The 19,067-nt window shown below is 42.9% G+C and carries 20 protein-coding genes; all 20 read right to left on the bottom strand.

Annotation, left to right across the window (positions count from 1 at the left end; translation table 11 throughout):
- Window positions 1-21 precede the first annotated feature (21 nt).
- The 20 genes from NSQ29_RS07975 to NSQ29_RS07880 all read right to left on the bottom strand — a co-directional run bounded on the left by NSQ29_RS07975 (window position 22) and on the right by NSQ29_RS07880 (window position 19,049).
- On the bottom strand, window positions 22-2,094 hold the full coding sequence (locus NSQ29_RS07975; RefSeq protein ID WP_341124755.1) for a chemotaxis protein CheA: 2,073 nt from the start codon (window positions 2,092-2,094) through the stop codon (window positions 22-24).
- A gap of 34 nt (window positions 2,095-2,128) precedes the next feature.
- Window positions 2,129-3,460, bottom strand: coding sequence for a protein-glutamate methylesterase/protein-glutamine glutaminase (locus NSQ29_RS07970; protein ID WP_076119562.1), 1,332 nt, complete (start codon window positions 3,458-3,460; stop codon window positions 2,129-2,131).
- Window positions 3,461-3,493: 33 nt separating this feature from the next.
- Entirely contained in the window at window positions 3,494-4,375 is an 882-nt protein-coding gene (locus tag NSQ29_RS07965) for a MinD/ParA family protein (protein WP_076285422.1), read from the bottom strand.
- A complete protein-coding gene (flhF, locus tag NSQ29_RS07960; RefSeq protein ID WP_341124754.1) occupies window positions 4,372-5,745 on the bottom strand; it encodes a flagellar biosynthesis protein FlhF in 1,374 nt (457 codons plus the stop codon). The genes NSQ29_RS07965 and flhF overlap by 4 nt, the downstream gene beginning before the upstream one ends.
- Window positions 5,742-7,775: a flagellar biosynthesis protein FlhA gene (gene flhA / locus NSQ29_RS07955; protein WP_042189438.1), complete on the bottom strand. Its 2,034-nt coding sequence runs from the start codon at window positions 7,773-7,775 to the stop codon at window positions 5,742-5,744. Before flhA ends, flhF begins: the two co-directional genes overlap by 4 nt.
- A 17-nt stretch (window positions 7,776-7,792) precedes the next feature.
- Complete coding sequence (gene flhB, locus NSQ29_RS07950) at window positions 7,793-8,887, bottom strand: flagellar biosynthesis protein FlhB (RefSeq protein ID WP_042189439.1); 1,095 nt, start codon at window positions 8,885-8,887, stop codon at window positions 7,793-7,795.
- 22 nt (window positions 8,888-8,909) lie between these two features.
- Window positions 8,910-9,695, bottom strand: a complete 786-nt coding sequence (gene fliR / locus NSQ29_RS07945; RefSeq protein ID WP_042194135.1) for a flagellar biosynthetic protein FliR — start codon at window positions 9,693-9,695, stop codon at window positions 8,910-8,912.
- A gap of 9 nt (window positions 9,696-9,704) precedes the next feature.
- Window positions 9,705-9,974 carry a flagellar biosynthesis protein FliQ gene (gene fliQ, locus NSQ29_RS07940; protein WP_036688516.1) on the bottom strand — a complete coding sequence of 90 codons (270 nt, stop codon included), beginning with the start codon at window positions 9,972-9,974 and terminating at the stop codon, window positions 9,705-9,707.
- Between the two features lie 21 nt (window positions 9,975-9,995).
- Window positions 9,996-10,760, bottom strand: a complete 765-nt coding sequence (gene fliP, locus NSQ29_RS07935; RefSeq protein ID WP_042189441.1) for a flagellar type III secretion system pore protein FliP — start codon at window positions 10,758-10,760, stop codon at window positions 9,996-9,998.
- The gene (locus NSQ29_RS07930; RefSeq protein ID WP_042189442.1) at window positions 10,757-11,284 is read right to left on the bottom strand and encodes a flagellar biosynthetic protein FliO; all 528 of its coding nucleotides are present in this window, start codon (window positions 11,282-11,284) and stop codon (window positions 10,757-10,759) included. The genes fliP and NSQ29_RS07930 overlap by 4 nt, the downstream gene beginning before the upstream one ends.
- A 9-nt stretch (window positions 11,285-11,293) precedes the next feature.
- Window positions 11,294-11,659, bottom strand: a complete 366-nt coding sequence (locus tag NSQ29_RS07925; protein ID WP_036688523.1) for a response regulator — start codon at window positions 11,657-11,659, stop codon at window positions 11,294-11,296.
- Between the two features lie 26 nt (window positions 11,660-11,685).
- The gene (gene fliY / locus NSQ29_RS07920) at window positions 11,686-12,987 is read right to left on the bottom strand and encodes a flagellar motor switch phosphatase FliY (RefSeq protein ID WP_042189443.1); all 1,302 of its coding nucleotides are present in this window, start codon (window positions 12,985-12,987) and stop codon (window positions 11,686-11,688) included.
- Window positions 12,977-13,975, bottom strand: a complete 999-nt coding sequence (gene fliM / locus NSQ29_RS07915) for a flagellar motor switch protein FliM (protein WP_042189444.1) — start codon at window positions 13,973-13,975, stop codon at window positions 12,977-12,979. The genes fliY and fliM overlap by 11 nt, the downstream gene beginning before the upstream one ends.
- A gap of 39 nt (window positions 13,976-14,014) precedes the next feature.
- Window positions 14,015-14,482 (bottom strand): flagellar basal body-associated FliL family protein, encoded by a 468-nt coding sequence (locus NSQ29_RS07910; RefSeq protein WP_042189445.1) that lies wholly within the window; start codon window positions 14,480-14,482, stop codon window positions 14,015-14,017.
- On the bottom strand, window positions 14,479-14,703 hold the full coding sequence (locus NSQ29_RS07905) for a flagellar FlbD family protein (protein WP_042128923.1): 225 nt from the start codon (window positions 14,701-14,703) through the stop codon (window positions 14,479-14,481). Before NSQ29_RS07905 ends, NSQ29_RS07910 begins: the two co-directional genes overlap by 4 nt.
- Before the next feature lie 89 nt (window positions 14,704-14,792).
- Window positions 14,793-15,611 carry a flagellar basal body rod protein FlgG gene (flgG, locus tag NSQ29_RS07900; protein WP_339265642.1) on the bottom strand — a complete coding sequence of 273 codons (819 nt, stop codon included), beginning with the start codon at window positions 15,609-15,611 and terminating at the stop codon, window positions 14,793-14,795.
- Window positions 15,612-15,714: 103 nt separating this feature from the next.
- Window positions 15,715-16,101, bottom strand: coding sequence for a TIGR02530 family flagellar biosynthesis protein (locus tag NSQ29_RS07895; protein ID WP_341124751.1), 387 nt, complete (start codon window positions 16,099-16,101; stop codon window positions 15,715-15,717).
- Complete coding sequence (locus NSQ29_RS07890; protein ID WP_341124749.1) at window positions 16,098-16,595, bottom strand: flagellar hook capping FlgD N-terminal domain-containing protein; 498 nt, start codon at window positions 16,593-16,595, stop codon at window positions 16,098-16,100. The genes NSQ29_RS07895 and NSQ29_RS07890 overlap by 4 nt, the downstream gene beginning before the upstream one ends.
- Window positions 16,596-16,627: 32 nt before the next feature.
- Window positions 16,628-18,103 carry a flagellar hook-length control protein FliK gene (locus tag NSQ29_RS07885; RefSeq protein WP_341124748.1) on the bottom strand — a complete coding sequence of 492 codons (1,476 nt, stop codon included), beginning with the start codon at window positions 18,101-18,103 and terminating at the stop codon, window positions 16,628-16,630.
- A gap of 25 nt (window positions 18,104-18,128) precedes the next feature.
- Window positions 18,129-19,049 (bottom strand): MotE family protein, encoded by a 921-nt coding sequence (locus NSQ29_RS07880; RefSeq protein ID WP_445739186.1) that lies wholly within the window; start codon window positions 19,047-19,049, stop codon window positions 18,129-18,131.
- Between the last annotated feature and the right edge of the window lie 18 nt (window positions 19,050-19,067).

Genomic DNA, 19,067 nt, shown 5'->3' with positions numbered 1-19,067 from the left:
AACCTCCCTGTTCTATCCTAGTTATTTAATAAAAGCGTTCGGATCAATAATAAGTGCGACTTGGCCATCTCCAAGTATCGTTGCGCCAGATATCCCTTGAATTTCAGGTAAATATTTACCCAGATTCTTGATAACGATCTCGTTCTGACCAATAAAATCCTGTACAGCTAAGGCTACAAGACGCTCTCCCTTACGTACAACTACGATCTCTGTCTCTTCTTCAGTACTCTCATCATAATCAGGTACCGAAAATAGGCGGCTTAGAGAAACTAGTGGAATATGAGAATTCCGGAACTCTATCATTTTGTTGCCATGAATCGTACGGATTTGAGTGTTCTGCACGATTCCAGTTTCCACAATAGAGGATAATGGAATGGCATACTTCTCAGAACCCAATCGAATAAGCATGGCTGCAATAATAGATAGAGTAAGTGGCAACTGAACTGAAAAATTCGTACCTTTGCCTGGTGAAGAATAGATCGTTACATTACCACCCAGGGAAGAAATCTTAGATTTTACTACATCCAGTCCTACGCCACGACCTGAGACATCAGAAATAACTTCTGCAGTGCTGAAACCTGGTGCAAATAGTAATTGATAAGCTTCATCATCCGTCATGTTCTTCGCTTGCTCTTGCGTGATCACGCCTTTTTTCAGAGCAGACTTCAAAACCTTCTCTGGATAAATACCTGTTCCATCTTCCTCAATTTCAATGAAGACATGATTTCCGCTGTGGAAAGCACGTAGATGAACTGTCCCAGTCTCTGGTTTACCAGCAGCAATACGGTCAGCAATGGATTCAATTCCGTGATCAACCGCATTACGCAATAAATGTACAAGTGGATCACCAATTTCATCAATTACCGTCCGGTCAAGCTCTGTTTCGGCACCCGTTACAATTAGATCTACTTTCTTGTCCAGCGACTTAGCTAGATCACGAAGCATACGTGGGAACCGGTTAAATACGGTATCTACTGGAACCATACGAAGCTTCATCACAATATTCTGGAGATCTCCGCTTACTCTGCCCATATGCTCGACAGTTTCCGTAAGATCACCATTCTGAACCTCAGAAGCCAGCTGCTCTAAACGAACTCTGTCAATCAGAAGTTCACTAAATAGATTCATGAGTACATCTAAGCGTTCGATATCTACACGAATCGTACGTGAAGGCGCCCCTCCTGTTTTAGTTGCTCCCGGCTTATTAGCTTCATCTTTGGTAGGCAATGGTTTAGATGCTACTGAAGCAGCTGGACCTGTTTCCTCTACAGTGGCTGTTGCGGCAACCTCTGACACGGCAGCTGCCGTTTCTTGACCAAGCATTTTCAAGGATTCTTGATCTAGTGCTACTGCTGTTACTTTATCAATCTCAGACAAATTCATAATCATTGCCTGAATCTGATCAGCGTTTTTTTGGGTTATGTAATAGAGTGAGAAGCTTTGGTCAAATTTCTCTTGTTCTATATCTTGAACGGATGGGAAGGATTTAACTACTTCCCCCGAACGTTCGAGCAGATCAAACACCATGTATGCACGTACAGCCTTAAGTTGACAATCCTTACGGATCGTAACGTCCACATACAATGCATGATGCCCTTCCTGAATCGATTGTTCTAGAACAGAAAATTGGAACTCATCTAAATGAATCGGAGTTTCAGCTGCTTGTGAAGTAGGCATATTAGCAGCAGATGCTGTACCGCCTTCAACAGGAATCTCACCCCGTACGATAGCCTGTAGGGATGAGACAATGGCTGATACATCTGCTTTACCTTCGCCACCGCTAGTAATATCCTCAACCATAGACTCTAAGGCATCCAAACTTTTGAATAACGTATCAAAAATGAAATCCTGCATGCGCAGCTTGTTATTACGTACAAGATCTAACACATTCTCCATTTGGTGTGTAAGTGAGGCCAAATCTTCAAAGCCCATAGTCGCTGCCATACCTTTTAAAGTGTGCGCAGAGCGGAATATTACCTGGACGATACTAAGATCCTCAGGATTCGCTTCCAATCCCATCATGCTCTCGTTCAATGACTGCAGATGATCATTCGACTCATCAATAAACATGGATAAATATTGGTTCATGTCCATAGTAGAGCACCTCCCCTTCGAGTTCGCTTTTCCGTTATTTAACGGCTTGCACTAGCCTTGGAGCAATTTCTTGCAAAGGCAGTACATATTTGACGCACTGCAATTCCACCGCAGATCGCGGCATCCCGTAAACGACACAGGTCTCTTCACTTTCAGCAAATGTTGAGGTAACCCCTGAGTCATAGAGAGATTTCATCATCCTAGCACCATCACTCCCCATCCCTGTCATCAGCAACACGTGCCGATCTAGAGATGTGAGTGGAAGCAATGATTCGAATAAAACATCCACTGAAGGTCGGTGGCCATTTCGCGCCTCCTCCTTCGTGAGTACAACTGCATATTGCCCTTTAGATGTGGGTGTAACTTGTAAATGATAGCCTCCAGGCGCAATGTAGGCTGCTCCTTTTCGTAATATCATCCCCTGCTCTGCTTCTAACACTTCTAGCGGACTGAATGTATTCAGACGCTGGGCTAGTGATTTCGTAAAGTTAGGCGGCATATGCTGCACAATGACAATAGGAGCTGGAAAATCCGCTGGAATTTTCTCCAGGAGTACCTTCAGTGCACGAGGTCCGCCTGTAGAACAACCGACAGCAACTAATTTGTGCAAATTCTTGCTACCAACCATTCGATCTGGAGAAAGTCCCAGAGACTCAGTAGATACCTCCACTAAAGACTCTATCACCGGTTTGGGCGGAATTGGTTTATTCTCTACTTTAGTCTTTGGTTTAGACTTTTCGATTAACGGTGTTTTAGCAGAGATGATTGGTTTGGTTGCTTTTTTAGGGATAGTACTATCTACTGGCTGTTTCCCCCGAGGTTTTCTCATTTCTTCATCTTTGAGAGAAGATTTAAGTGCTGCCTTGGATTTGTCCGGTAACAATCTCGGTGCAGTCGGCAGTAATGGCTCTAAAGGCGTGATGTCAGGCATCCTAAAAGCAGATGCTCGCGCTTCACGTTGCTCTCGAGCCAACATAGCTTCTTTCATTTGCTCCCTTAGGGATTCCCCTACGCCCGTTATATCCTGGGAATTTGATATTGAAGGTTTACGAATGAAATCAAAAGCGCCCCATTCCAGTGCAAGAATGGTTTCCTTCATGCCCTCTTCATTGATGCCTGACAGCATAATCACTGGCAGCGGATCTGACGCCATTATTATTTTCAGCGCTTCCAGGCCGTTCATCTCCGGCATTTCCACATCCATAGTAACTAGATCCGGCCGAAGTTTGTTTATTTTCTCGATAGCCTCGCGACCATTTGTGGCTGTTGCCGTCACCTGAAAGTCAGCGTCATTTTCAATTAAATCGGAAATGATCTTGCGCATAAATGCAGAATCATCAACAACCAAAACTTTATATGGCTTCATATCATTTCCACCTCTGTTCCAGATTCAGAACAATTATTTACTTCGCTTTAACCATTTATGGATAAAGCCTTTAATACCTTGAACTTTTGTTTCTTTTTTACCATCTATGGTCAAATAACTTAGGGCTAGCCGATGTATATCTTTTGCAGCAACACTGTTTGGAAAAGCCAATGAAAATGGCGTCTGCCTTTTGACAGCCTGCACTACATGGGCATCTGAGCTTATATGACCAAGATAGGAAACATCTAATTGCAAAAAACGACTGGCCGCCATACGGATCTTATCACTTGTCACTGATGCTTCTCTCTCATCACCCGCTTGATTCACAATCAGTTTAAAAGAAATCTCCGGATACGTCCGATTCACAACCTTCATTAATGCGTAAGCGTCTGTTATAGCAGTTGGCTCTGGTGTTGTAACTACTAGGCAATCGTCCGCAGAGGTTATAAACTTCATCGTTTCCTTAGATAATCCAGCACCTGTATCGAACAAAATATAATCCATGCTGTCCGCAATAAGGGCTATCTGGGCTGTGAAATAATTAAGGTCCGATTCCGAAAGAGAAAATAACTCATCCATGCCCGATCCACCAGCTATAAAAGGAAGCCCGTTCGGTCCTAACTGAATAATCTGCTCAATATCCGCTTCTCTTTTTAACAGATGATATAGGTTATACTTCGCCGACACGCCCATTAACACGTCTATGTTAGCCATGCCAATATCTGCATCGAACAGCAATACTCTCTTTCCCATTGCTTTTAAAGTTAAAGCGAAATTAAGTGTAAAATTCGATTTCCCTACGCCACCTTTACCACTACAAACAGTAATGATACGGGCGGATGTTTCCCCTTTTTCAGCTAGTTTAGGCTCCTGACTGGATACAAGCTGTCTCAAGGATTGTGCCTGATCCATCATGATTCACCTGTTCCAAGAAGCATCTCACTAAGTTGTTCTTTGGAAGCCATCAATAAATCGTCAGGTACATTTTGACCATTGGTCATATAAGATAATGTGAGAGGGAAATCATTCAGGACGTTAAAGAGTGGTCCATAACTTCCCGTCTCATCTAGCTTGGTAAAAATAACTTTATCCAGCTTGTACCTGCCGAAATGCTCGGCAATCAATTTCATATCACGGCTTTTCGAAGTTAAGCTGAGTACAAGATAGGTCTCACTTCTTAATTCCTTCGCAAGCAAGCTTTGCAGTTCTGCTACAAGCATATCATTACGATAATTCCGTCCAGCTGTATCCATAATTACAAGATCACAACTCTCCAATCGAAAGAGTGCTCTTTGTAAATCTCCTGGAGATTGTACAACCTCTAGCGGAACATTCAGGATAGCTGCGTATGTACGCAACTGCTCCACAGCTGAAATTCGATACGTATCAGAGGTGATAAAACCAACCTTGCGTCCGTTTTTGAATAGCTGTTCAGCCGCAAGCTTGGCTATGGTAGTAGTTTTTCCTACTCCTGTGGGCCCTGCAATATATACGATTTGGGTATCAGGTGCAATTCCATCAGCGATTCGCCCTGACAGGAATCCATCGAGCTGTTCTTTTAAGGACTCCTGAAATTTCTCAGGTCCCCAAGTACGCCCTTCATCCGCCCAACGTTCGGAGATATTACTGATCCACTCCTCAACAAGTACAGTATCCATCTCCTGCTCAATCAAAAGATCTCTAAGCTGCTGGAGACTATCCGGTAAATCTCTTGCCCCTGAAGACTGCCTCGCGATTCGTTCCATCCAAAGCTTCATATCTCTAATTTCACGAAGAACATCATTCTCCAGCGCCGAGGCAACCTCTGGCGTTTGATCTAACCCTAAAGATTCATATAAGGCTGATACAGAGGTAGTTTCATCTGGATTGGATTCAAGCGATTTCTGATCAGGCTCTGGATGTTTGGTTATCGATTCTTTTACATCAATAGCTTCCGACAAGGCAGCGGCGATTTCCGCAAAGGACCGAGGCTCTTCCGGCTTTTCCAACGTTACAGTAGAAGCAGATGATGAAGATGAAGATGAAGATGAAGCTTTTTGGTAAGCTTGCGGGACAGCGCTGCGCGGAATGTTCATCGCAGGCTTCACAGGCTTTTCAGGAGCACTCTCCTTTTGAGCTTTTTCAACAGCCGCTACTACCTCTATTTTTTTCTTTTTAAACAATCCTAAAAATCCGCCAATCTTAATTTCTTTAGTACTTAAAATTACAGCCTCGCTTCCAAGCTCACTACGAATGGAATGCATGGCGTCAGGCATCGTATCGACCACATAACGCTTCACTCTCATAAATTCACCACTCCGACGCTTTGTATTTCAATGTTAGGCTCTAGTTCGCTATAAGACAGTACAGGAATATCCTGCATTGTCCGTTCAATCACCTGCCGCAAATACATACGAATGGTTGGTGATGTGAGTACAATGGGCTGTTGTCCTGACTGCAGCAGTCGATTGATCTGTTCACTTAACCGCTGATAGATCGTTTGAGTCGATGCTGGATCCAATGCCAGATAACTGCCCTGTTCAGATTGCTGCACACTCTCAGAAATTTTCTTCTCTAGGTTAGGTCCTACCGTAATAACTTTCAGAGTCTCTCCAACTTGCGAGAATTGCTGTGTAATCTGTCTGGACAAGGATTGACGAACATATTCAGTAAGAATATCAGGATCCTTGGTGTACGTCCCGTAATCCGCCAACGTCTCAAAGATAGTAACCAAATCCCTGATCGATATTTTCTCGCGCAGCAGCTTGGCAAGTACCTTTTGCACATCCCCAATCGCTAATACCGAAGGAATAAGATCATCAACAAGCACAGGATAATTGTCTCTAAGGTTATCCACCAACATCTTAGTTTCTTGTCGTCCTAACAACTCATGTCCATAACGCTTAATCAGCTCCGTCAAATGAGTTGCAACAACGGATGGTGGATCTACCACGGTATAACCTGACAATTCAGCCCGCTCTTTAACCGATTCGTCAATCCACAACGCTGGAAGTCCAAAAGATGGTTCAATGGTCTCAATACCGTTTATAGATTCATCATCATAGCCTGGACTCATGGCTAAGTAGTGATTAAGTAATAATTCACCGCCGCCGACAGTATTTCCTTTAATTTTTATGACATATTCATTCGGTTTTAGTTGAATATTGTCGCGAATGCGAATAACAGGCACTACAAGACCCATTTCAAGTGCACATTGCCGTCGAATCATGATGATACGATCTAGTAAATCTCCACCCTGACCTGTATCTGCCAAAGGTATAAGACCGTAGCCGAACTCGAATTCAATAGGATCTACAGAGAGTAAATTAATTACACTTTCCGGACTTCGTACCTCTTCAATCTGTTTCTCTTCAACAAGCTGCTCTTCGGCAATCTGTTTTCGATTTAAATTTTGTCCCATACTATAGGCTGCAAAAGCCAGCAAACCAGCTAGCGGGAGCGTAGTAATCATATGTATAGGTGTAAAGAGACCTAGAAAAGCAACAGTAACTGCAACAATATATAATAACTTTGGATAGGAGAGTAACTGACCTGTTAATTCTTCTGCCAGATTACCTTCCGATGAAGCTCTAGTAACGATAAGACCTGCTGCAGTCGAAATGAGCAAAGCAGGAATCTGGCTGACTAGACCATCCCCGATCGTCAATACGGAATAAGTAGATAACGCAGTGGAGAAATCCATTCCATGCACAACCATACCGATAATAAATCCACCAATAAGATTGATTAACAGGATAATGATACTCGCAATCGCGTCTCCTTTAACGAATTTACTCGCACCATCCATGGCTCCGAAAAAATCCGCTTCCCGTTCAACATTGCGGCGACGCTCACGTGCCTGTGTTTCATTAATCATGCCTGCGTTAAGATCGGCATCAATACTCATCTGCTTGCCGGGCATCGCATCCAGGGTAAATCTCGCCCCTACCTCAGCTACACGCTCTGAACCTTTAGTAATAACAATAAACTGGACCACTACCAAAATCAGAAACACGATAAATCCAACGGCAATTTGTCCACCGGCGATCCAGCTTCCGAAAGTAGATACCACAGAACCGGCATCTGCGTAAGTCAGGATTAATTTCGTTGTCGAAATGTTTAGTGACAGACGAAACAATGTCGTAACAAGCAATAATGAAGGAAAAATTGAAAATTCGAGCGCATTCTTCGTGTTCATAGCAACTAATATGATAATTAATGCTATTGAAATATTAATAACTAGCAAAACGTCCAAAAGCCAGGACGGGATAGGCAGAATCATCATAAGCACAATACCGATGATGCCTAGCAAAACTGTTAAATCTTTAGCTTTCAATGTCCTAACCCCCCGCCTTATTTCCTCTTACCTTTAAGTTTATATACATATGCCAGCACTTCAGCTACAGCCTGAAACAGATCATTTGGAACGACATCTCCAATTTCTGCTCTTTGGAATAATGCCCGTGCCAGCGGTTTGTTTTCCATAGTCACGACGCCATGTTCTTTAGCCAGCTCCCGTATACGAAGTGCTACATAATCCTGCCCTTTTGCAATAATCTGTGGCGCCTCCATTTTGGAACCATCATATTTTAGCGCAACAGCAAAGTGAGTTGGATTTGTAATAATTACATCCGCGTTAGGAACTTCCTGCATCATACGCTGCATGGCCATTCTGCGTTGGCGTTCCCTGATCTTACCTTTAATTAGAGGGTCACCCTCCATTTTTTTGTATTCATCCTTGATATCCTGCTTAGACATTTTCAGGCTTTTTTCGTGCTCGTACTTCTGATACATAAAATCTAGAAAAGCCATAATTAGCAGGGCAACCCCTATTTTCAAACCAAGACTCATCGTCAGCTTGGCCGCAAACTTAAAAATTCCCTCCGCACTGATATGCGACAGGGATGCAAAGTTCTTCTTTTCTCCCCATAATGTGCTATATACCAGATAAGAAATAATTAGAAGCTTAAATATTGATTTCAGGAATTCTACAAACGAACGCATAGAGAAAATATTTTTGAATCCTTTTATCGGATTAATCTTACTGAATTTAGGAGTAATCCCCTCTCCTGTAGCCATAAAGCCCACCTGCGCCAAGTTGGAAACAAGTGCCATAACAAACGTAATTCCAAGTAATGGAGCTAGCAAAATCAAGATTTGCAAGCCATACTGATTAAATAGCAGCGTTATATTCTCAGGCGTAACGTCCAGCATCATTCGATTCTGAAATACGTCCGTGTATAGCTTCATAAAACGCTCTTTCATAAAACCACCAAACATCATCAAGCTAACTACCGCAGCTAGCAATACAACCGCACCAGACAGCTCAGCACTTTTGGCTACTTGGCCTTTTTTACGAGCATCCTGCCGTTTCTTCGGGGTTGCTTTTTCCGTCTTTTCACCGGCGAAGAGTTGAAGATCTAGTCTATAACGCTTCGTCTTAGGCATAATACTCTCCCCTTACGGTCACCTACGGCTTCTTCCCCATGAGACCCAGTAAATTCTCCATGGATTCGAACATGATTTCGAAGAGATTCTGAAACAACACAGCCAGACCTGGCATCAGCACTAAAAGAAGTGCAATACCTATGATGATTTTTAGAGGAACCCCTATAACAAATACATTATATTGCGGAGCCGTTCTCGCTAAAAAAGCAAGACCAACATCGGTCAGAAACAGTGCAGTTACTAATGGAGCCGACATTTGAAAAGCTAATACAAACGACTGCGCAAATGTTCGGACCAGAAACTCTGACAAACTACCATCAACCATGCGTAGAAATAAATCATTATTCATAGGAATCCATTTATAGCTGTACACAATGGCATCTAGTAAATGGTGATGTCCATTCATACTCAAAAACATTAGCAGGGCTATCATATATTTGAAATTACCGAGAATAGGTGCTGACGTTCCTGTCATAGGATCAATGACGTTGGCAATACCGAAGCCAATCTGAATATCAATGAAAGAACCTGCTGTCTGAATCGCCATAAACATCAAATATCCAATGAAACCTAGCAATAAACCTATTAATACTTCTCTCATAATCAGCAAAATATAACTAAAATCCTGTGGAATCGTAATCCCTGTTCCATTAGCACTAAAGACTACCAATGCTACAAAAAAAGATATGCCAATCTTAAAAGTTGTCGGTACCCCTTGAGAAGAAAATACAGGAACGACAACAAAAAAGGCTGTAATTCGACAAAAAATAAGCAAAAAGACGGGTAAACTTTGCAATAAGGTATCCATGTTCATTGGTTAACCAATATACATATAGAGATTGCCTAGAATTTGGCTAGTAAAGTCAATTAGCTTCGTGATGATCCACGGTCCAAATAGCAATAAAGCCAGCAGTACTGCGACGATTTTTGGAACAAACGCTAGCGTCTGTTCCTGAATCTGTGTCGTAGCTTGAAAGATACTGATTATTAGCCCTACCACCAGACCAAGAATCAGCATGGGAGCGCTGACTTCCAGCACTAAATATACGGCTTGGCTTGCTAGACCGATAATAAACTCCGTACTCAATCCTCATGCCTCCTCTTAAGGTCAGGTGTTAAAACTAAGAAGTAGTGATTTAATGACTAAGTACCAGCCGTCTACCAGTACAAAGAGCATAATTTTAAAAGGTAATGAAATCATGACCGGGGGAAGCATCATCATCCCCATGGCCATCAGCGTACTCGCCACAACAATATCAATAATCAGAAATGGAATGAAAATTAAGAAGCCCATTGTAAAAGCTTTTTTCAATTCTCCAATTGCGAAAGCTGGCACCATCACCGTCAGTGGAATATCACTGTATGTAGCCGGTTTAGCCGATCCCGTATAACCGGTATATTTCATAAATAACAAAAGGTCTTTGGAATTGGTCTGTTTAAACATAAACTCTTTCATCGGATCAGCAGCTTTATCAAAAGCCTCAGTCTGGGTAATCGTCCCCTTCATATACGGCTGTAATGCCGTTTCATTCACTTGCGCCAAAGTTGGCGACATAATGAACAGGGTCAGAAACAGAGCAAGCCCTACCAGCACCTGATTCGGAGGCATGGCCTGAGTACCAAGTGAGGTTCTAACAAAACCGAGCACGATTACAATTCTAGTAAAACTGGTCATAAGAACTAGAAACGCCGGAGCAATACTCAGAACCGTAACGAGAAGAAGAATTGATATGGAACTGGTACCACCGCTTGAACCATCTTCATTACCGACCTGAATATTAACATTAGGTATAGGATCAGCATGTATCGGCCGCATCATAACTATACTAATGAACCCGAACAGCAGAATAGCAAGAATTAGCTTCTTTTTCATAAATTCCTCGACTCATCCTTAGTAACATCATCCCGTAACAGCTCTTCCATTTTCTCTTTTCGCTCTGGTGCAGAACGAAGCTTGGATTGCAGTGTTTCGTAAAAAGATGATGTTTCACTAAGCTCGATTTCTTCTGATGGAACCTCCCCACGCAGCTTAACCTTAACCTTGGCAATAAGCGGTGCGAGAAAATTATTCTGGTTGGAGGACTGATCCTCAAATGCTGCAATGATCAAAGCCACCTCATCCGGATCAGTGACTTTATCCAAGATGGATATGTTCTCACCAATCCCGATTAAGTAAAGGCTGCTTCCCAGTTCAATAACCTGCATCGACTTGTTAGGTCCCAGCCCTACAGCACCAAGCGTTCGAATGGAGCGCCCGCTCATAAAGGTCTGATTACGACGTCCAAGAAAACGGATCAGCAGCACAATAAGTACAATGATTACCGCAAGGACAATAATAACGTTAAGCAAATTCAGCAGGGTGTTATTGCTCCCGAGCGGTTCTGAATTGAGGGGCATGTCTTTTTCCTACACACCCAACGTTTTGTTGATAGCTTCGATAACTCGGTCAGCTTGGAAAGGCTTCACAATAAAGTCTTTTGCTCCTGCTTGAATAGCATCGATAACCATAGCCTGCTGGCCCATGGCTGAACACATGATGACCTTAGCAGCCGGATCTACCTTCTTGATTTCTTTCAGGGCGGCGATTCCGTCCATCTCAGGCATAGTTATATCCATCGTGATGAGGTCCGGACGCAGTTCTTTAAATTTCTCTATAGCTTGAGAACCGTCCTGAGCTTCGCCCACTACTTCAAATCCGTTTTTCGACAAAATGTCACGGATCATCATTCTCATAAATGCTGCATCGTCCACGATTAGAATTCGGTTAGCCATTTTTACAAAATCCTCCCTAAGTATGCTTATTGTAATTTCTGAATTCGGTCCCACTGGCTGACGATATCCGTAACGCGTACGCCGAAGTTTTCGTCGATAACTACGACTTCACCTTTGGCAATAAGCTTGTTGTTAACCAAAATATCTACAGGCTCACCGGCGAGCTTGTCCAGCTCAATGATCGAGCCTTGAGACATTTCTAAAATATCTTTAATCTGCTTCTGGGTCCTTCCTAATTCTACGGTTACTCTAAGCGGTATGTCCATCAATAAATTTAAATTGTTTTCATCAATATGACCAAAAGCTCCACCGTTAAGGTTAGCAAATTGTACAGGCTGTACATTTACATTGCGATTCGCTTCAGGACTAAGCGGTGGTGTCTGCCCATAAGGCATGCCTTGAGGCGGCATTCCATAGGGTGGCATCCCTGGCATGCCATACGCCGGCATTCCCGCTGGAGGATAATAATATCCGCCTTCTGGCATCCCTGGATAACCAGGCATACCCTGCGGCGGGTACGGCGGAGGTGTTTCTCCTACGGGCTGTGAAGGCGCCTGTTGCACTGGAGGAGCTACAGGAGGCGTCTCTTGAGCTGGCTTAGCTGGAGTCTCTGTCGACGTAACTGCAGCCTCCTGCGCTGCAGGGCTTACATCACCCAGAAGCATCGTCACCATATCCTTAGCAAACTGGACAGGCAAGAGCTGCATAATAGTAGAGTCTATTAAATCTCCTATCTTAAGTCGGAACGAAATTCGAATTAAGGTTTCGTCATTGGGTAAGCTGCCGACACCTTCACCGCTGGACATGTTCAGAATGTCGATACCCGGAGGTGAAATATTAACAAACCGATTGAAGATAGTGGACATTGATGTGGCAGAAGAACCCATCATTTGGTTCATTGCTTCCTGCACAGCACTAATGTGAATTTCATTCAATTCTTCATCTTTAGGTTCGCCTTCTCCACCAAGCATTAAATCTGCGATGACCTGTGCATCCCTAATCTTAATAACAAGAGAGTTAATACCCTGAAATCCATCTACATATTCCACGTGTACAGCTACATGTGGTTTAGGAAAAGCCACTTCAAATTCCCCGCGTGTAATGATGGAAACTTGAGGGGTTGTAATATCAACCTTTTTCCCTAGTAATGTGGAAAGAGCTGTCGCTGCACTACCAAACGTTATATTACCGATTTCACCCAAAGCATCCTGTTCAAACGGTGTTAAATAGTCATTTACCGTTTTCTCTGAAGGAGCCAATGAGCCTTCCGCAGATTGTCTCAGAAGGGCGTCGATTTCTTCTTGGGATAAATAATCTTTACTCGTCAAATTCTTCAACTCCTTCACTGACAATCTCGTCTATTTGCACGGCTACCCTGTCTTTCACCATTCCAGGACTTCCGATGAACTTAAGCTTCTCCCCTACCTTAATCGAGAGTCCAGAATCTACATTCCTGTTTAGGGAGATCACGTCACCGACGCTAAGCCCAAGAAACTCAGATATAGATAAGCTCGATTCTCCAAGTTCAGCGACAATCGGCAGTTTCGCCTTATGAACTCTAGCTTTAATAGCTTCAAGTTCATCTGCATCCCGGGTCTTCTTCTCTGTTACAAACCATTGGTGAACAGATAGTCTAGACATTATTGGTTCCAGAACGACGTGCGGTATGCACAGATTGATCATACCTGTTGTATCTCCAATTTTTGTGCTTAACGAGATCAATGCAATGGTCTCATTGGGCGATACAATTTGCATGAACTGTGGGTTCGTTTCGAGCGCTTCCATGCGCGGATGGATATCCAGCACAGTCTTCCAAGCCTCCTGCAAACTCTCAAAACATCTGCTGAAGATACGCTCCATAATCGTTGTTTCGATTTCAGTTAAAGCATTAATCTTAGATGGCGCAGTCCCAAAACCGCCCAGCAATCTGTCCAGCATAGCGAAAGCGATGTTTGGATGAACTTCCATTACCATTCGACCTTCTAAAGGTTCGGCTTCAAAAATGTTCAGTATTGTCATTTTCGGAATGGAACGAATGAATTCATCATAAGGGAGCTGCTCTACTTGAACGACATTAATCTGCACAAAGGTGCGTAATTGGGCTGAAAAGTACGTTGTAAGATAGCGTGCGAAATTGTCATGAATCCTTGTAAGACTACGAATATGATCTTTAGAAAATCGAACAGCCCGTTTAAAGTCATAAGATCGGATCTTCTTCTGAGTTTCTTCCTTTTTAAGTTCATCGGCATCCATCTCACCTGAAGAAAGTGCAGCAAGTAGAGCATCTATTTCGTTTTGTGATAGTACATCAACCAATTCAATCACCCCCCTATCAAAGAATTATCATGCCTGAAGCTACATAGAAGCCAAAAGGTATTTGGTGACTTCGATCTGAGTGATTTTGCCTTCGGTCAATGTCTTATTGATCAGATTAACAAGCTTGCTGCTAAGCTGGTCTTTGCCATTTGCTCCATTAAGCTCCTCAGGTTTGGTATCTGCAAGCGTTTTGATAATAATCGGTTTGATTTTGATCTCTTTTATTTTTTCGAATGCTTCCTTTGATTTCGCAGAATTCAGTTGGAAGGCGAAATCTATTTGAACGATATAATCGGGATCAGCAAGATTTGTTTTGATATCTTTGATCTCTGCCGTTAATTCGACGATTTCATCTGCAGTTAAATACTTGGTTTCCACACTTTGAACCGCAGCATTTACATCATTCGAATCTTTCGGAAAGATCTTGTCCATTAATAAAAATGCGGCGATCACGATAAGTGTAATCGCAAGTAAAATCGTAAGTAACCATGGCAGCATCTTCTTCATGTTAGCTCCTCCATTGACTGGACTTTAATGGTGGCAGCATATGTGCCTATGTCCCTGTTATAATCCCGGATCTTCGTAATAACTTCATCAGCTTTTTCAAGCACGATCAGTCTTTTTCCGGTTACTAGCGTAATATATGTATCCGGGCTTTCTTCTACCATTTCTACCAGTAGGGCATTGATCCACATCGGTGTTCCATTTAATCTCGTTACCGATATCATAACAGGCCTCCTAACAAAAATAGGGGGAGGGGTACCTCCCCCACGACTCCGCGTTAATCTTTAAAAAAGATATTAAATTATTGATAAAATTAACGCTTCAGGTTAACTACTTCCTGCAGCACTTCATCAGAAGTCGTAATGATACGGGAGTTCGCCTGGAATCCACGTTGCGATACGATCATTTCTGTAAATTCATTCGTAAGATCCACATTGGACATTTCGAGTTGACCAGAAATGATAGCGCCTGTTCCAGTTTCAGTATCATTTGCTACTGTAGGAACAAGCTCACCTTCTGCATTCGCATTAAGTGACATACGGTATAGATTGCCACCAATCTTCTCTAATCCAGATGGATTCGTAACCTTAGCTACACCGATCTTCACACCTGCTTCAGTCGTTCCATCCGACATGGTCTGAACAATCGTTCCATCATTGGAAATGGAGAATGCTGTTACATCATCACCCAATTGAATGGGTCCACCATCGGAATCTAGCACATGAAGTCCGTCAGAAGTTACAAGATTACGTGCAGCATCTACATGAAAATCTCCTGCACGAGTCAAGAAAGGTGTTTCTTGATCTTCTGATAGCTTTACTAGGAAAAAACCATCTCCGTCAATGCGTAAATCTGTCGGGTTGTTAGTAGTTTGAGCACTACCGGACAAATGGAGTGTATCGATAGAAGCGATACTTACGCCCAGTCCGATTTGTTTAGCATTCATACCACCTGCACCATCATCACTAGGAGCAGTTACACCAGAAACAGTTTGACTCATAATGTCCTTGAACATAACCCGTCCTGATTTAAAACCAATTGTATTGACATTGGCAATGTTATTACCGATTACATCAAGCTTAGTCTGAAAGCCTCTCATCCCCGAAACCCCTGAATACATAGATCTTAACATTTGTGTTGTCCTCCCAGATTATAGAGTCCTAATAACTTACTAAGTGAATGGGACCGCGTCAGTCGGTCAGCGGCCGCCTCGGCTTTCCGTTAGGACCAGCCGGTTATGAAATCACAATTGCACTATCAATTTGCGTAAATACGTTATCTTTAATCGAATTTCCATCCATAGCGGTTACAACCGTACGATTCGGGACACTTACGATAAATGCCAAGTCCTTCATTAATATCAAGGATTCTTTACTGCCTTTGGCAGCAGCTTTATCCACAGCAGAAGATATCTGATCCAGTTGTCTGCTTCCAAGTTCAATTCCTCTTTGTTCAAGACGCTTAGCAGCATGATTGCTGAATTTTAGTAGCTTCTGTTGCAGTACGCTCTCAAAGGTGGCTTCTCCAGTCACAGTCTGCTTCGGTATCGAAGATCGCTGTAACGTTGAGGAATGTAGGGACGACGTAGGATACAGTTGGCCTATGGTCAGCCTGTCACTCATATTGTCGCCTCGCTTCCTCCATTATTCTCCGGAGTATTACTATCTGTACCAGAACCATTCTCTGTTGTTGCGGGATTCTGAATTTGTGTAATATCGGATAAAGCAATTCTGTCTTTCCCCACAACCGCATATTGAATCCCCTTGCTGACAACGATTGATTCAACATTCCCTGTCTTAGGTAGATTTGTGGCGGTATCCGTCCATGTGATATCTTTACCAATCAAGCCGGATACTGATCCAAGAGACTGATTCATTGATGTAAGCTGTGTAGAGATATTCATCAGCTGCTCAACAGATGTAAACTGTGCCATTTGAGCAATAAATTCTTTATCTTGCATCGGCTGCATCGGATCTTGATTCTGCAGCTGGGTGATCAAAATCTTCAAAAACTGATCCTTACCCAAGACAGAATTTCCTGTTGTTTTAGTAGATTCAGGAGTTGTATAATTCCACTGGTCTTTGGTAGAAACAGGAGGAGTTGTTGTTGTCGTCATAACCGTTCACCTCTCTTTCACTTGTGATAAGTTTAAGCTTTGGCAGAGAAGGAGTTCCCTTGATTATCATCTTCTTGCCCTGCGTTTGAAACCCAATCTTTCCATTCACCATTTAGCTCTGCGGCAAGAATGGCATCATTAGCTTCCTCACGACTTTCTTTGGAGCGTCTCCCCTGCTGACCACTTCCAGAACCAGGTTGGCGTCCTTCTTGACCCCACCCTGAATTGAGGGGGGTATTATTTTGTGTGACTTCCAATTTTTCTACTTGGAGGCCTTGAGACTGCAATGCCGCTCGAAGCTGGTTCATCTGCTGTTCCAACATATCCTTAGCTCCGGAATGTTCAGTCATAAACTGTGCAACCAGATGGCCGTTTTGCATAGTAATCTTAACATCTACTTGTCCTAGATTTTCTGGAAAGAGTGATATCGTAGCCTCAGCTACTCCGCCTTTTTGCACAATCTCCAATTTACCTGTAATAAAACCGGTCATTTCCTGTGCAAACTGATGAACGGGTACAGGAGCTACTGGAACCTCAGCCTTCAACGGAGCAGTAATTCCTCCCCGAAGAGCTAATTGACCAGCAGTTACAACCTCATGATCTCCTTCTATGATAGTAGTTCCTGATGTGGAATCTTGAGTTGATTCTGCCTGCTTTGTTTCTCCAGTTGTACTGTTTTTAATCAATGGAGCGGTAAGCTCTGCTTCAGGATCTTGAACAGCTCCTGAGGTCACAGGCGAAGTTAGGACTGCTTCATTCTTAATTGCAGCTACTTCTCCAGCACGATTACTAAGGTTTTGAATGGTTTTGTCCGTCGTATTACCTTTGCTTTCAGTCACTATAGGTTGTTGTACAGATACACCAGAGTTTTCATTTATACTGGAGTTCTTTCCCTTCCCCTTAATAGTGTTAGCGGAGGACTGTTCTAGTATTGCTGTAAAATTATTTAACAGGCTTATTCCTTTACTAGCAGCCTCTTCGTTCCCACTGACAGCAGCTTCCTGAATCATAGTAACTAAACTTTGCAAATCATCTTGAACAGCAAATCGCAGCGTATCCGCATGCTGAGCTAACGGCGACAAGCTTCCTGCCGACTCCGTATCAGATGTAGCATCACTCTCAGTCGCTTGACTTCCCGATAGAAGAGCTGATACCTGAAGAAGCCAAGCTTGCAAAGCTACCAGCACAGCAGGATCGCTATTGATGCTTTCATCTAGATTTTCAACATCAGCAGTTAGCTTCTCGATAAGATCAGAATTCTCCGTATCTTGTCCCCCTTGATCTTCTCCAGTTGTCTGTACTTCCTTTAAAAGACCTTGCAATAAAGAGGCTAGATTTCCCAGAAGCGGATCAGTAGGTACCGATGTGGTGTTAGCTGTGTTTCCTCCCATAGTTTGCACTAAAGTCTGCGCGAAAGGTACAGCAGCTGTTGTGCCAGTAGAAGTCGATGAGCTGCCACTTGCGGCTGTAGCATTTGCGCTCACAAGCGATTGAACCACTAAACTCATATTATTTTTCACCTCCTTTCAATATTTATTTAGCACCCATCAAACGGTTAACAATCTTCGCGGTTTGCGCACTATCATTTTTAGTCATTTCCCCCAAAATCGAAGAGCGAACACTATCACTTACGGTATTCATAATCGTTACTACTTTATCCGGGCTAATCTTATACATTTCTCCTAGTAGAGAAGCTGCATTGGCAGGCGTCATTGAACTAAAGGTTTGGTTCAACTTTTCCTTATCCAGATTTGTACTAGTTTTAGTCGTTTGAGTAGTGCCAGCTTCTTTTTTCAATCTAGATTGAAGAGCAGCAATAGCCATATCACTCGAAGAGGTAGTTTCTTTCAACTTAATCGTGACATCTGCCGCTTTTTGAGGATCCATTTTTTCCAGAATCGCAGTTTTACTCGCTTTATTCATTACGCTGAATATCTGCACCATCTCTTCTGTAGTCAAATTCTCCATAATCGGTGCAGCTTTGGAAGCTTTCATGCCCGCGTACAGCTTCGCCAGATCAGTAACCTGCTTCTGATAAGGGTCTTCTGTTTCCTCACTGTTTATTTCAGCAGCTGCAGCAGCTTCCGTCTTCATTCCCTCAATTTGCGACTCTAGCGCCTGAACCTTGGTATCCTGGGCTGTTTTTTCATCTGTGACCTTCTTCAACTCATCTGCCTGCTGGGCAAGCTGAGCTTTGAGCTCCTTAATCGTTGAGTTTGAGCTCACTTCCTGCTTTTTGCTTTCTTCCTTCGGTTTAGAAGGATCTGTTGGCGGATCAGGAACCCATTTTTCCAGAATCGGAATTTTATTCGCAACTTCAAGCACGTTATTACGAATGTCCATATTAAAAAGCGTCAACAGTACTCCAAGCAGTACTAGCGTGAAGATAATCGGTATCATTAGAAATAAGAACCGCTCAAATTTCCCCGCTGACCCTTCATTTTCAAGTTCCATGTCATTATCAATTTTAGC

The sequence above is a fragment of the Paenibacillus sp. FSL F4-0236 genome (genome assembly GCF_038000135.1).
In the GTDB taxonomy this organism is placed as follows: Bacteria; Bacillota; Bacilli; order Paenibacillales; family Paenibacillaceae; genus Paenibacillus_AQ.
This window is presented reverse-complemented; position numbering and strand designations above follow the sequence as displayed.

Excerpts from the sequence above, each read along its gene's own strand:
- NSQ29_RS07975 (WP_341124755.1), bottom strand. The coding sequence starts at position 2,094 with ATGGACATGAACCAATATTTATCCATGTTTATTGATGAGTCGAATGAT.
- NSQ29_RS07970 (WP_076119562.1), bottom strand. The coding sequence starts at position 3,460 with ATGAAGCCATATAAAGTTTTGGTTGTTGATGATTCTGCATTTATGCGC.
- NSQ29_RS07965 (WP_076285422.1), bottom strand. The coding sequence starts at position 4,375 with ATGATGGATCAGGCACAATCCTTGAGACAGCTTGTATCCAGTCAGGAG.
- flhF (WP_341124754.1), bottom strand. The coding sequence starts at position 5,745 with ATGAGAGTGAAGCGTTATGTGGTCGATACGATGCCTGACGCCATGCAT.
- flhB (WP_042189439.1), bottom strand. The coding sequence starts at position 8,887 with ATGCCTAAGACGAAGCGTTATAGACTAGATCTTCAACTCTTCGCCGGT.
- fliR (WP_042194135.1), bottom strand. The coding sequence starts at position 9,695 with ATGGATACCTTATTGCAAAGTTTACCCGTCTTTTTGCTTATTTTTTGT.
- fliP (WP_042189441.1), bottom strand. The coding sequence starts at position 10,760 with ATGAAAAAGAAGCTAATTCTTGCTATTCTGCTGTTCGGGTTCATTAGT.
- NSQ29_RS07930 (WP_042189442.1), bottom strand. The coding sequence starts at position 11,284 with ATGCCCCTCAATTCAGAACCGCTCGGGAGCAATAACACCCTGCTGAAT.
- NSQ29_RS07925 (WP_036688523.1), bottom strand. The coding sequence starts at position 11,659 with ATGGCTAACCGAATTCTAATCGTGGACGATGCAGCATTTATGAGAATG.
- NSQ29_RS07910 (WP_042189445.1), bottom strand. The coding sequence starts at position 14,482 with ATGAAGAAGATGCTGCCATGGTTACTTACGATTTTACTTGCGATTACA.
- NSQ29_RS07905 (WP_042128923.1), bottom strand. The coding sequence starts at position 14,703 with ATGATATCGGTAACGAGATTAAATGGAACACCGATGTGGATCAATGCC.
- flgG (WP_339265642.1), bottom strand. The coding sequence starts at position 15,611 with ATGTTAAGATCTATGTATTCAGGGGTTTCGGGGATGAGAGGCTTTCAG.
- NSQ29_RS07895 (WP_341124751.1), bottom strand. The coding sequence starts at position 16,101 with ATGAGTGACAGGCTGACCATAGGCCAACTGTATCCTACGTCGTCCCTA.
- NSQ29_RS07890 (WP_341124749.1), bottom strand. The coding sequence starts at position 16,595 with ATGACGACAACAACAACTCCTCCTGTTTCTACCAAAGACCAGTGGAAT.
- NSQ29_RS07885 (WP_341124748.1), bottom strand. The coding sequence starts at position 18,103 with ATGAGTTTAGTGGTTCAATCGCTTGTGAGCGCAAATGCTACAGCCGCA.
- NSQ29_RS07880 (WP_445739186.1), bottom strand. The coding sequence starts at position 19,049 with ATGGAACTTGAAAATGAAGGGTCAGCGGGGAAATTTGAGCGGTTCTTA.